Source organism: Luteimonas salinilitoris (assembly GCF_041300785.1).
Classification (GTDB): domain Bacteria; phylum Pseudomonadota; class Gammaproteobacteria; order Xanthomonadales; family Xanthomonadaceae; genus Luteimonas; species Luteimonas salinilitoris.
This window is the reverse complement of sequence record NZ_JBFWIB010000011.1, coordinates 87,160-98,954: the sequence shown is the minus strand read 5'-3', so window position 1 is coordinate 98,954 and position 11,795 is coordinate 87,160. Positions and strand designations below refer to the sequence as shown.

Below are 11,795 nucleotides of genomic sequence, written 5' to 3'. Positions count from 1 at the left end.
TATTTCGATGGATCGCCCGAACGCATGCCCGTGGGCGGCGCGCATCGTGGTTCAGGCGTCGTCGGGCCAGCGGACGCTGGACGCGGCGGGGACTGTGCGCGGCAGCGGCACGGCGGCGACCGCGGTCCAGACCTTGAGCGCGTCCACCGTGGCCGCCACGTCGTGCGCGCGCACGATGCCGGCACCGTGCTGCGCGGCGATCAGGTGCGCGGCGACCGAACCGTGGACGCGTTCGGCCGCGATCTCGCGGCCGATGAGCTCGCCGATGGTGCGCTTGCGCGACAACCCGGCCATTACAGGCACGCCGAGTTCCGTGAAACGCCGCAGCTGCGCGAGCAGCATGAGGTTGTGCTCGCTTGTCTTGCCGAAGCCGAACCCGGGATCGACGACGAGGCGCCGCTTCTCCATCCCCGCCATCTCGGCGGCAAAGATGCGCTCGGCGAGGAACCGGTGCACCTCGCCGACGACGTCATCGTACTGCGGCGCCTCCTGCATCGAGCGCGGCTCGCCGAGCATGTGCATCAGCACCACCGGCACGCCGAGCGCAGCGGCGGCATCGAGTGCGCCCTCGCGACGCAGCGCATAGACGTCGTTGATCATGCCGGCGCCGGCGTCGACCGCGGCACGCATCACCTCCGGCTTGGAGGTATCGATGCTGATCGGCAGCGACACCTCCTTCGCCAGCCGTTCGATCACCGGGATCGTGCGTCGCAATTCCTCCTCCAGCGGCACCGCCTCGGCGCCGGGCCGGGTGGACTCGCCGCCGATGTCGAGGATGTCCGCGCCTTGTTCCGCGAGTTCGAGGCCGTGTGCGATCGCGGCTTGCGGATCGAAATGCGCGCCGCCCTCCGAGAACGAATCGGGCGTCACGTTGACGATGCCCATCACCCGCGGGCGGTCGAGCTTGAGCACGCGGCCGGCGCAATCGAGCTGCGGAACGGTGTCGAACATCAGTCTTTGTTCCTGCCGTTGCGGTAGATCCGGATGGCGATGCCGAAGGCGATCCCCAGCCCCATGCCCAGGCCGATGTCGACGGCGGCATCGTCGATCGCAAGCCCGAGCGGCATCCACGCCAGGACATCCTTCGGTTTCCGGGGATCGGCCATCGTTCCTCCGAAAGCGAAAAGGCCAGAGCGGACTCTGGCCTTTTCGCGATTGCGCCGCAACCCGAACGCCGCGCCTAAGTCTGCTCCGCCGGGCCGCCGATCGGCGGCAGCGGCCGGCTGTCGCCCTTGTCGCCGCCGCCCTTGTCATCGCCGGGCCCGCCGTTGCCAGGTCTGTTCCAACCGATCGGCGGCGGCGGCTCCCGGCCTTCCATGACGGCGTCGATCTGCGGCACGTCGATGGTCTCGTACTCGAGCAGCAGCTTGGCCATGGTGTGCAGCTTGTCGAGGTTGTCGGTCAGGATCTTGGTGGTGCGGCCGTAGGCCTTGTCGAGGATGCTGCGCACCACCTCGTCGATCTTGCGCGCAGTGTCGTCGGAGACCGACTTGTGCTGGGTGACCGAACGGCCGAGGAACACCTCGTCCTCGTCCTCGCTGTAGGCGATCGGCCCCATTTCGCCGGACAGGCCCCATTTGGTGACCATGTTGCGCGCCATCTTGGTGGCGCGCTCGATGTCGTTGGAGGCGCCGGTGGTGACCTTGTCCTCGCCGAAGATCAGCTCCTCGGCGACGCGGCCGCCGTACAGCGAGCACAGCTGCGACTCGATCGCGGTGCGGTTGAAGCTGTACTTGTCGCCCTCGGGCAGGTACATGGTCACGCCCAGCGCGCGGCCGCGCGGAATGATCGTGACCTTGTAGACCGGGTCGTGCTCGGGCACCAGGCGGCCGACGATGGCATGGCCGGCCTCGTGATAGGCGGTGAGCGTCTTCTCCTGCTCGCTCATCGCCATCGATCGGCGCTCGGCGCCCATCATGATCTTGTCGCGCGCCTTGTCGAAGTGCTCCATGCGCACGCCCTTGGCGTTCTCGCGCGCCGCGAACAACGCCGCCTCGTTGACCAGGTTGGCCAGGTCGGCGCCGGAGAAGCCCGGCGTGCCGCGCGCGACGACCATCGGCTTCACGTCGTCGTCCAGCGGCACCTTGCGCATGTGCACCTTGAGGATCTGCTCGCGGCCCTTGACGTCGGGCAGGCCGACCACGACCTGGCGGTCGAAACGACCCGGGCGCAGCAGCGCCGGATCGAGCACGTCGGGGCGGTTGGTCGCCGCGACCACGATCACGCCCTCGCCGCCCTCGAAACCGTCCATCTCGACCAGCAACTGGTTCAGGGTCTGCTCGCGCTCGTCGTGGCCGCCGCCCAGGCCGGCGCCGCGGTGGCGGCCGACGGCGTCGATCTCGTCGATGAAGATGATGCACGGCGCATGCTTCTTGGCCTGCTCGAACATGTCGCGCACGCGGCTGGCGCCGACGCCGACGAACATCTCGACGAAGTCGGAACCGGAAATCGAGAAGAACGGCACCTTGGCCTCGCCAGCAATGGCCTTGGCCAGCAGCGTCTTGCCCGTTCCGGGCTGGCCGACCATCAGGATGCCGCGCGGGATCTTGCCGCCGAGCTTCTGGAACTTGGACGGATCGCGCAGGAACTCGACCAGTTCCTCGACCTCCTCCTTGGCCTCGTCGCAGCCGGCGACGTCGGCGAAGGTGACCTTGGTCTGGTCCTCGTTGAGCAGCTTCGCGCGCGAGCGTCCGAAGGACATGGCGCCCTTGCCGCCGCCCTGCTGCATCTGCCGCATCATGAAGAAGAAGAAGCCGATGATCAGCAGGACCGGCAGGAAGTTAATCAGGATGTAGACGAACGACGGCCCGCTGGCCGGCGGCGCCTGCTTGATCTCGACGTCGTGGTTGATCAGGTCGTCGACCATGCGCTCGTCGCGGCGCGGCGCGATCACGGTACCCTTGGCCCCGTCCTTGCGCTCGAACGTGAGGGTCTTCTCGTCCTCGGCGATGTCGACCTTCTTGATCTGGTCGTTGCGCACCTCCTCCATGAACTGCGAGTACACCACCTCCTGACTGCCGGCGGCGCGCGGACTGAAGCTCTGGAACACCACCATCAGCACGACGGCGACGATCACCCAGAGCATCAAATTCTTGACCAGGTCGTTCATGGATTCCTTCTCGAGCGCTTCGGCGCCATGCTACTTCATCTGTACACGTTTACCCTGGGCCAGGGCATAGACTTCCGGCGAACGCTGGCGCGACGCCGACGGCTTGCGGATCGACACCTTGTCGTAGCGGCGGCGCAGTTCCCGGACGTAGTCGTCGAACCCGACGCCCTGGAACAACTTGATCAGGAAGGCGCCGCCCGGCCGCAGGTGGTGATCGGCGAAATCCATCGCCAGTTCGGCCAGATGCATCACCCGCGGCTGATCCACCGCGTCCATGCCACTCTTGTTGGGGGCCATGTCCGACAACACAAGGTCGACGGGCGTGCCGCCCAGCGTCGTCTCAAGTTGAGATAAGACCGCACCTTCCCTGAAGTCGCCATGAAGAAACTCCACCCCGGCCAGGGGCGGCATCTCCAGGATGTCCAGCGCCACCACCCGCCCGCGCTCGCCGAGCGCCTGCCGCACCCACTGCGACCAGCCGCCGGGGGCCGCGCCGAGGTCGACCACGGTCATGCCGGGCTTCAGCAGGCGGTCGCGGGCGAGCAGCTCCTCCAGCTTGTAGGCGGCACGCGAGCGCATCCCCTCCGCCTGCGCCCGCTTGACGAAGGGATCGGAGAAGTGCTCCTTCAGCCAGCGCTGGCTGCTCTTGCTGCGCGATGCCATGGGTTCGTGAAGTGCCGGCAAATCAGGGATTTCCGGGCGTCATGATACTCTGCAACATCCATCCGATCCTTCGCGCCGCATGAGTACCTGCCTGACCGCCTCCCAGTCCCGTTTCCTTCGCGGTCAGGCCCATGGGCTCAAGCCGATCCTGCAGATCGGCGGCAAGGGACTCACCGACGCGGTGGTCGCCGAGGTCGACAATGCCCTCGAGCATCATGAACTGATCAAGGTACGGGTGGCCGCCGGCGACCGCGACGAGCGCGACGCGCTGGTGGCCGATCTCGCCGGGCGCAGCGGCGCCGCGCTGGTGCAGCGGATCGGCAATGTCGCGGTGCTCTACCGGCCGTCGAAGGACAGGCGCCAGATCGTGCTGCCGAGGGCTTGAAGAGCGGGGAGTCGGGATTCGAGAATCGGGAATCGGGAAAAGCCGATGCTCGTCACCCCGGCTTGCACTTGCGCTCCGACGGCGGCGCTTCAGCCTTTTCCCGAGTCCCCAATCCCGGCTCCAGCCATGCAGTTCAACCTCGAAAGACCCGACTTCGACTATTTTCTCCGCGGCGCCGACGCGGCCTCGGCGCTGGTGAACGAACGGCAACTGCGCGCGAGCTTCGTGATCGCCCCCGATGCGCTGGTCGAGGACTGGCCGGTACAGGACGTGACGGCGATGGATCCGGCCGACCTGGAGCCGCTGCTGGCCTTGTCGCCCGAGGTCGTGGTGCTCGGCACCGGCGACAGGCAGGCCTTCCCGCCGGCCGAGGTGATGGCCGCGTGCCTGTCGCGGGGGATCGGGCTGGAGAGCATGACCAACGCCGCCGCCGCGCGAACCTATCAGGTGCTCGCCGGCGAGGGACGACGGGTGGTGGCCGGTTTCGTCCTGACTAGATGAACAGGCACGGCGCCATGGATGGCCGGGCATTCGCAGACGCCTCCGGATACCGCCGCGACATCGACGGCATGCGCGCGCTGGCGGTGCTCGGCGTGCTGCTCTTCCATATCGATCCGCGCCTGCTGCCTGGCGGGTTCGCCGGGGTGGACGTTTTCTTCGTGATCTCGGGCTTCCTGATCACCTCCATCCTCGCCAGGCAGATTCGGGAACGGAGATTTTCCTTCTCCGGCTTCTATCTGCGGCGCATCCGGCGCATCGCGCCCGCCTACTTCGCAGTCACGCTGGCGACCCTGGCCGCCGGCGTTTTCCTGCTGCAGGCGGAAGACCTCCGGCCCCTGGGCAGATCCGCGCTGTGGAGCGTGCTGTCGGTGCCGAACGTCTATTTCTGGCTCTCGCTCGACAGCGGATACTTCGCGCCGGACAGCCGTCAGGTCCCGCTGCTGCACCTGTGGTCGCTGGGGGTCGAGGAACAGTTCTATCTGGTCTGGCCCGCGCTGCTGTTGCTGGGCCTGCGGCGCCTTGGCCAGCGAACGGTCGCGGTGCTGCTGGTGCCGCTGATCCTGTGGTCATTCCATTACGCCCACCTGAAAAGCATCAGCGACCCCGCTTTCGCCTACTACATGCTGCCCGCCCGCGCAGGCGAACTGGGGCTCGGGGCGCTGCTCGCCCTGCTTCCAAAGGCACGGCGGTCCACAGGCAAGGGCGGCATCGGTGACGAGGCGCTCGCAGCGGCCGGGCTGGGGCTCATCCTCGCTTCATACGCCCTGCTGGGCGGCGATACGCGCTTTCCCGGCTGGACCGCGTTCTGGCCGTGCCTGGGCGCCGCGCTGCTGATCCTGGCCGGTGGACGGCGGCAGTGCGCGGTCATGGCGCCGCTGCGCTGGACGCCGGTGGTCTGGATCGGGCTGATCTCCTACTCGCTCTATCTCTGGCACTGGCCGGTGCTGGCCTTCACGCGCTATTTCTACAATTCGATCACGCCGGCGCTCGGAGCTTCCGCGATCGTCATGATCATGGTGCTGTCGGTCGCCAGCCACTACCTCATCGAACGCCCGGCACGCCACAGCCGCATGCCGGCGGGCGCGCAGTTCGCGCTGCTGTTCCTGCTGCCGGTGCTGGTGCTGGTGCCCGTGTCCTGGCTCCCCGCTCGATATTCACGCGATGTCGCCGCATTCGTCGACGGCTCCGTTTACGGGAATACGCGTGAATCCTTGCGGGTGCACACTGCGGCCGCCTACGAGTACGAGGGCAACTGCCAGCTGTCCGAGTACGACCCCGAGGTGCTGCGCAGACCTGCCTGCGTGCATGGTGCGCCGCAGGCCGGCACGCCGCAGGTGCTGTTGTGGGGCGACTCCCATGCCGCTCATCACATCGGCGTCGTCGGCACGATCGCAGAACACGCGGGGCTCGGCGTACGCAACGCCTCGTACTCGACCTGCCCGCCGGTCCGGAGCGAGGGCGCCGAGTACGGCATGCCCCAGTTCCGTGAAGGCTGCGCGCGCTTCCGCGAGCAGATGCAGGCAGCCGCCGACGGCTACGCCACCGTCGTCCTGGCGGCGCAATGGTCCGTGCACTTCCGCAACCGCGGATTCGGCGCCGATCTGGAACGCACCATCGACGAACTGCTCGCGCGCGGCAAGCAGGTGGTCCTGCTCGGACAGGCGCCCGCGTTTCCCGCCTACGATCGCGCCTGCGAAACCAGAAACCTGCGCCTGAAGGTGGTCGACTGCGTTTCGCTGGCCATGCGTCCGGACCGGGGTGTCGGCGAGGCGAACCGGCGGCTGCAGCGGCTCACCGACACCCGGGAGGGGGTCCATTACCTGGACATCCACGACGCGCTCTGTCGCGATGGGGTCTGCTCCCCCTACCTGGACGGCCGGCCGGTGTACTTCGACACGACCCACCTGAGCATGGACGGGTCGTGGCTGATCGGCCGCAAGCTGGTGGCGGCGGGATGGGCGCTACCTGCTCCGTTCCGGCGGGTCGATGCCGCGGCCGCGGCATCAGCGGCCCCGAATCCACCGCATCGGACAAAGCCGTGACGTGACAGCCGCAGCCGCGACGGGCGATGACCGCGGGCGAAATCGGCGGGTCGGGCCCGCGTGACTTGCCGGATCAGCGCCGCGGCAGATAGGCGAGCGGATCGACGGGCTTGGCGTTGTGGCGGGCGAACCGGCGCGGCTTGCAGTCCGAAGGACTACGCGCCGGTGAGCGCCCGGCGCGCTGCGCCGGGCCGGGGATCCGCCCCGGTGGCCCCGCAGCGGGCGGACTATCGGCGCGGCAGGTAGGCGAGCGGATCGACCGGCCTGCCATTGTGGCGGATCTCGAAGTGCAGCATGTCGCGGGCGGTGCCGCTACGGCCCATCTCGGCGATCTGCTGGCCGCTGCGCACGCGCTCGCCCTCGTTGACCAGCCGCGCGCGGTTGTGGCCGTAGGCGGACAGCCACTGGTCGTCGTGCTTGACGATGATCAGCTCGCCGTAGCCGACCAGGCCGGAGCCGGAGTACACGACCACGCCGTCGCCCGCGGCCCGGACCGGCTGTCCGCCGTTGCCGGCGATGCCGATGCCCTGCCTGGTCGGATCGCCGTTGGCGAAACGGGTGGTGATCTGGCCGTCCGCCGGCCAGCGCCAGGCCACGGAACTGCGTGCCGGGGCGGCCGCAGGCGATGTCGGCTGCGCCGGAGGCTTCGCGCCGGTAGCCGGAGGCCGTGCGGGCGTCGCCGGCGGACGCGTCGGCGCGGCAGCGGCGGTGCGTCCGCCGGAGCCGCCCGGATACAGGCGCAGCCGCTGGCCCGGATAGATCGTGTACGGCGGCGAGATGCTGTTCCACGTCGCCAGGTCGAGCGGGCTGATGCCGTTGCCGACGGCCAGGCCGTACAGGGTGTCGCCGCGCTTGACGGTCACCGTCTGCCCCGGCTTGGGCGCCGACGCACCCGCCTGCGGCACGCGCGTGCCCCCTTCCCGGATCACCCGGCTGCTGCCGCAGGCACTCAGCAGCACGAGCGCCACCAGCACGATTGCCATCTTCATCCGCGTAACTCCAGCCACACCAGTCCGACGATCACGATCGCGGCCACCGCCCATCCCAGCAGTTCCACGTAGCGCCGCAGCACGCGCTCCAGCCGTTCCCCGCCCCATGCGATCAGGCCGGCAACGAGGAAGAAGCGTGCACCACGGCCGATGAAGGAACCCAGTACGAAGGCGATCAGGCCGACGCCGGTGGCGCCCGATGCGATCGTGAACACCTTGTATGGAATCGGCGTGAACGCCGCAAGGAACACGAACCAGAATCCGTAGCGCACGAACATGTCCTGGACGCGACGGAACGGCCCGTCCCAGCCCATCGTCTGCATCCACGGCCAGATCGCCTCGAGCGCGAAATGGCCCAGCGCGTAGCCCAGCAGCCCGCCGACCACCGAGGCCAGCGTGCACATCAGCGCCAGGCGCCACCACGCCCGCGGCCGCGCCAGCGACATCGGCGCCAGCATCACGTCCGGCGGCACCGGAAAGAACACCGACTCCGCCGCGCTCAGCGCCACGAGATAGCGCGGCGCATGATGGTGCCGCGCCCAGACCAGGCAGCGGTCGTAGATCGCACCGAACAGCCGCATCAGTCGATCAATCCAGACAGCAGCGGCACGAACACCACCGGCGCCAGCTCGGTCCGCTCGATCGCGCCGTCGGCGCCCTTGCGCAGACGGACCAGGACCTGTCCGCCGCCGCCGCCGACCGGCGCCACCAGGACGCCTCCCGGCGCGAGCTGTTCGGTCAACGCCTCGACCAGCGCGGGCGCCGCCGCGGTCACCAGGATGCCGTCGAAGGGGCCGTTCCCGGACCAGCCGATGCGGCCGTCGTCGTGCTTGCTGCGCACGTTCAGGCCCAGCGCGCGGAACCGCTTGCGCGCCACCCGCAGCAGTTCGCCGATGCGCTCGACGGTGTGCACCTCCAGCCCAAGCGCGGCGAGGATCGCGGCCTGGTAGCCGGACCCGGTGCCGATCTCGAGCACCCGCGCCGGCGCGGCGATGGACCCGGACGGCGGCCGCGGCGGCAGTCCGGCCAGCAGCGTTTCCGTCATCTTCGCCACCACCCACGGCTGCGAGATGGTCTGGCCATGCCCGATCGGCAGCGCGGTGTCCTCGTAGGCGCGGGTGGCAAGCGCCTCGTCGACGAACAGGTGCCGCGGCACGGTGCGGATCGCGTTGAGCACGCGCTCGTCGGCGATGCCGTTGCCGCGCAGGCGCTCGATCAGGCGGTCGCGCACCCGCTGAGAGGTCATGCCGAGGCCGATCGCCTCGGGCTGCAGCCGCAGGCGCGGTGTCATGCGCGCGCCTCCCGCAACTCACCTGCCAGGCCGTCGACCCAGCTGGCGACCTGTTCGAGCGCCTGGTAGCGGGTCAGGTCGACGTGGATCGGGGTGATCGCGATGGCGCCGTTGCGGACGGCGTGGAAGTCGGTGCCGGGCCCGGCGTCGAGTTCGGGACCGGCCGGGCCGATCCACCACCAGGTCCTGCCGCGCGGATCCTCCAGCGGCACGCACGGCTCGGCGCGGTGGCGATTGCCCAGCCGGGTGACCTCGAAACCGGAAATCTCGCGCCACGGCCGGTCCGGGACGTTGACGTTGAGGATGGTGTCGGCGGGCAACGGATCGGCGCCGAGCCGCTCGACGATCTTCACCGCGGCGCGCGCCGCGGTCTCGTAATGGCGGCCGACGTGCGCGGCGGTGACCAGCGACATCGCCACCGCCGGCAGGCCGAGGAAGCGGCCCTCCATGGCGGCGGCGACGGTGCCGGAATAGATGACGTCGTCGCCCAGGTTGGCGGTGTTGTTGATGCCAGAGACGACGAGGTCCGGTTCCCGCTCCAGCATGCCGGTGATCGCCACGTGCACGCAATCGGTCGGGGTGCCGTGCACGCGCCAGGTGGTGTCGTCGACCTGAACCACGCGCAGCGGCATGTCGAGGGTCAGCGAGTTGCTGGCGCCGGAGCGGTCGCGGTCGGGAGCGACGATCAGCACCTCGTGGCCGGCCTCGCGCAGGCCCTCGGCGAGAATCCGGATGCCCGGCGCATCCACACCGTCGTCGTTGCTCACCAGTATGCGCATGGAAGATGGGTCACGAAATGCGACCATCATAGCCGATGCCGGGCCTGTTCCGCCTGCGAGAAGCGACGACAAGGCATAGAATTCCGCGGTCACCGCACGGAGCCCGCCATGCACGACTGGGATCATGTCCGACGCGTGCTGTCGGTCAACACGTTGCGGGAACTGCAGCTGGAAACCGCGAACTTCGCCCGCCTGATGGGGTTCGACCATCATGGCTATGCGGTCAAGCTGCAGGACGACGACGGGCCCGGCCAGACCGCCCACCACTTCTTCCATGATTATCAGAACGAATGGGGCCACAGCTACGCGACGCTGGGTGATCCGCACGTCGCTTCGCTCGACGCCCGCGCAGGACTGGCGCGCCAGGGGCTTCCGGCCGTTTCGTGGAACAAGCGCGGCGAGTTCGCCTACCTGCCTCCACCCAACCTGATCAGGCGCGGGCGTCAGCAGGTCCGGGCCGCGGGCGACTTCGGCATCAGCGCCGGCATCACCATTCCCAGCTTCATGCGCGGAGTCGACTGGGCGTTCATGACCTTCTCCACCGACAGTACCCAGGATCTACGCGAGTTCGACCTCCTCGTCGGTCCTGCCGTCCACTTTGTAAGTGCACTGCAAGTGTCCGTGGACCGACTGTTGCGCAAGCCTGCCCCTTGTCGGGAACTCAGCCGCCGTGAGCGTGAAGTGCTTCGATGGGCGGCGATCGGAAAGACGTCCTGGGAGATCTCGATGATCCTCGGCATCAGCGAGCGGACCGTCAATTTCCACGTCCGCGGCGCGTGCCGCAAGCTGCACGTCCCCGGCCGCCGCGCCGCGTGCGCCCGGGCCGTCGCACTCGGGCTCATTTCGGTATAGCGGCGACGGCGCTCCCGCCCCCGGGCGGCGCCTCCGGCCGCTCCGCCTGTCGGCCGTGGCCGATCGGTGCCGCTCGCGGGATCGGCACCTGTCAAAAATGACAGGGTCAGGCGCCCGCCGCCCTTCCGATATGTTGCACTGACGTCGTGCGGTGCCTGGCCGGTACATGGAGCTGTCCGTCACCACGATGTCCATGGATCGGGCCCAGGCATCACACTCCCCTGGAAGGTATCGGCTCCGGACCATGGCGCCAGGGAAGGCGCCGGGGGTTTTGTATGCTGTCGGTCATGACCAGGCGCAAGCCCCCGCCAACCGAAGACGAGGCCGCGCTGTTCCGTGACGCAATCGGCCCGGTGCGCAGGTTGCCGGAAGCGGCGACTCCCGCATCCAGGCCGCGCCCGGAGCCGCGACCGCACATGGCCGAGCGCGACGAACACGAGGCACGCGGCGAATTTCACGCCATGCTGGGGGAAGGCCGGCTCGAAGCCGGCGACAGCCTGCGCTACCGGCGCGACGAGATATCGCCGCGGATCCTGCGCCGGCTGGCCCGCGGGCAGTACGCGGTGCAGGACGAACTCGATCTGCACAGTGCCGACAGCGCCCAGGCCGAGGCCTGGCTGAAACGCTTTCTGGCCGAGGCACGGGCGGGCGGCAGCGCCTGCGTTCGGATCGTGCACGGCAAGGGCCGGCATGGCGATGGTCCGCCGGCGCTGAAGAATCTCGTCGACCGGCTGCTGCGCCGGCGCGCCGATGTGCTGGCATTCCATTCGGCGCCGCCCGCGCAGGGCGGGACCGGCGCGGTGCTGGTCCTGCTCAGGCCACGCTGACGACGCCCGGCTCCGCGGAACCGGGCCGTCGTTCCCGCGACCAACCGACTATTGCGCCTCGGAATCGCCGTTGCGGGCGACGCGCTTGACCGGCGGATTGACCCAGCGCACGTCGATCCCGCGCATGCGGGCGGTGCGCTCGACGTAGGCGATATAGGCCGCGTCACGCTCGAATATCTTCTGGGTCGGCTGCGGTCCCGGTGCGGCACCGTATCCGGCACCGCCCTGGGTGCTCGCGCATGCAGCCAGACCGAGCGCACACATCGAGACGATCGTGCAAAGAAGCAGTCTGTTCATGACAGTTCCTCCCATGCGTCGCTTTCGGCATCACACGTTCATGCGGGTGCCTGAATCCGG

At 68.8% G+C, this 11,795-nt stretch carries 14 protein-coding genes; 5 read left to right on the top strand and 9 right to left on the bottom strand.

Going from position 1 to position 11,795, the window contains the following annotated elements; genetic code table 11:
• Positions 1 to 51: 51 nt before the first annotated feature.
• The 4 genes from folP to rlmE form a co-directional block, all read right to left on the bottom strand.
• On the bottom strand, positions 52 to 951 hold the full coding sequence (gene folP, locus AB5T46_RS15595) for a dihydropteroate synthase (RefSeq protein WP_370564955.1): 900 nt from the start codon (positions 949 to 951) through the stop codon (positions 52 to 54).
• The gene (locus tag AB5T46_RS15590; RefSeq protein WP_370564952.1) at positions 951 to 1,106 is read right to left on the bottom strand and encodes a hypothetical protein; all 156 of its coding nucleotides are present in this window, start codon (positions 1,104 to 1,106) and stop codon (positions 951 to 953) included. Before AB5T46_RS15590 ends, folP begins: the two co-directional genes overlap by 1 nt.
• Before the next feature lie 74 nt (positions 1,107 to 1,180).
• The gene (ftsH, locus tag AB5T46_RS15585; RefSeq protein WP_370564951.1) at positions 1,181 to 3,109 is read right to left on the bottom strand and encodes an ATP-dependent zinc metalloprotease FtsH; all 1,929 of its coding nucleotides are present in this window, start codon (positions 3,107 to 3,109) and stop codon (positions 1,181 to 1,183) included.
• A gap of 30 nt (positions 3,110 to 3,139) precedes the next feature.
• The gene (gene rlmE, locus AB5T46_RS15580) at positions 3,140 to 3,772 is read right to left on the bottom strand and encodes a 23S rRNA (uridine(2552)-2'-O)-methyltransferase RlmE (RefSeq protein WP_370564950.1); all 633 of its coding nucleotides are present in this window, start codon (positions 3,770 to 3,772) and stop codon (positions 3,140 to 3,142) included.
• Positions 3,773 to 3,851: 79 nt separating this feature from the next.
• Between rlmE and yhbY the strand changes: the two genes are divergently transcribed.
• The 3 genes from yhbY to AB5T46_RS15565 all read left to right on the top strand — a co-directional run bounded on the left by yhbY (position 3,852) and on the right by AB5T46_RS15565 (position 6,700).
• Positions 3,852 to 4,157, top strand: coding sequence for a ribosome assembly RNA-binding protein YhbY (gene yhbY, locus AB5T46_RS15575; RefSeq protein WP_370564949.1), 306 nt, complete (start codon positions 3,852 to 3,854; stop codon positions 4,155 to 4,157).
• A gap of 126 nt (positions 4,158 to 4,283) precedes the next feature.
• On the top strand, positions 4,284 to 4,658 hold the full coding sequence (locus tag AB5T46_RS15570; protein ID WP_370564948.1) for an Mth938-like domain-containing protein: 375 nt from the start codon (positions 4,284 to 4,286) through the stop codon (positions 4,656 to 4,658).
• Positions 4,659 to 4,672: 14 nt separating this feature from the next.
• Positions 4,673 to 6,700: an acyltransferase family protein gene (locus AB5T46_RS15565; protein ID WP_370564947.1), complete on the top strand. Its 2,028-nt coding sequence runs from the start codon at positions 4,673 to 4,675 to the stop codon at positions 6,698 to 6,700.
• Between the two features lie 227 nt (positions 6,701 to 6,927).
• Here AB5T46_RS15565 and AB5T46_RS15560 read toward each other — a convergent pair whose 3' ends face one another.
• Genes AB5T46_RS15560 through surE form a run of 4 tightly spaced genes read right to left on the bottom strand, consistent with a single transcriptional unit; the run spans position 6,928 to position 9,759 of the window.
• The gene (locus AB5T46_RS15560; RefSeq protein ID WP_370564946.1) at positions 6,928 to 7,689 is read right to left on the bottom strand and encodes a peptidoglycan DD-metalloendopeptidase family protein; all 762 of its coding nucleotides are present in this window, start codon (positions 7,687 to 7,689) and stop codon (positions 6,928 to 6,930) included.
• The gene (locus AB5T46_RS15555; protein WP_370564945.1) at positions 7,686 to 8,270 is read right to left on the bottom strand and encodes a YqaA family protein; all 585 of its coding nucleotides are present in this window, start codon (positions 8,268 to 8,270) and stop codon (positions 7,686 to 7,688) included. The genes AB5T46_RS15560 and AB5T46_RS15555 overlap by 4 nt, the downstream gene beginning before the upstream one ends.
• Positions 8,270 to 8,980 carry a protein-L-isoaspartate(D-aspartate) O-methyltransferase gene (locus AB5T46_RS15550; protein ID WP_370564944.1) on the bottom strand — a complete coding sequence of 237 codons (711 nt, stop codon included), beginning with the start codon at positions 8,978 to 8,980 and terminating at the stop codon, positions 8,270 to 8,272. Before AB5T46_RS15550 ends, AB5T46_RS15555 begins: the two co-directional genes overlap by 1 nt.
• Positions 8,977 to 9,759, bottom strand: coding sequence for a 5'/3'-nucleotidase SurE (gene surE / locus AB5T46_RS15545; RefSeq protein WP_370564943.1), 783 nt, complete (start codon positions 9,757 to 9,759; stop codon positions 8,977 to 8,979). Before surE ends, AB5T46_RS15550 begins: the two co-directional genes overlap by 4 nt.
• A 108-nt stretch (positions 9,760 to 9,867) precedes the next feature.
• Between surE and AB5T46_RS15540 the strand changes: the two genes are divergently transcribed.
• Entirely contained in the window at positions 9,868 to 10,611 is a 744-nt protein-coding gene (locus AB5T46_RS15540; protein WP_370564942.1) for a helix-turn-helix transcriptional regulator, read from the top strand.
• 287 nt (positions 10,612 to 10,898) lie between these two features.
• On the top strand, positions 10,899 to 11,438 hold the full coding sequence (locus tag AB5T46_RS15535) for a Smr/MutS family protein (RefSeq protein ID WP_370564941.1): 540 nt from the start codon (positions 10,899 to 10,901) through the stop codon (positions 11,436 to 11,438).
• A gap of 48 nt (positions 11,439 to 11,486) precedes the next feature.
• On the opposite strand, the gene AB5T46_RS15530 is transcribed toward AB5T46_RS15535, so the two are convergent.
• Positions 11,487 to 11,735 carry a hypothetical protein gene (locus AB5T46_RS15530; RefSeq protein WP_370564940.1) on the bottom strand — a complete coding sequence of 83 codons (249 nt, stop codon included), beginning with the start codon at positions 11,733 to 11,735 and terminating at the stop codon, positions 11,487 to 11,489.
• Positions 11,736 to 11,795: the final 60 nt, after the last annotated feature.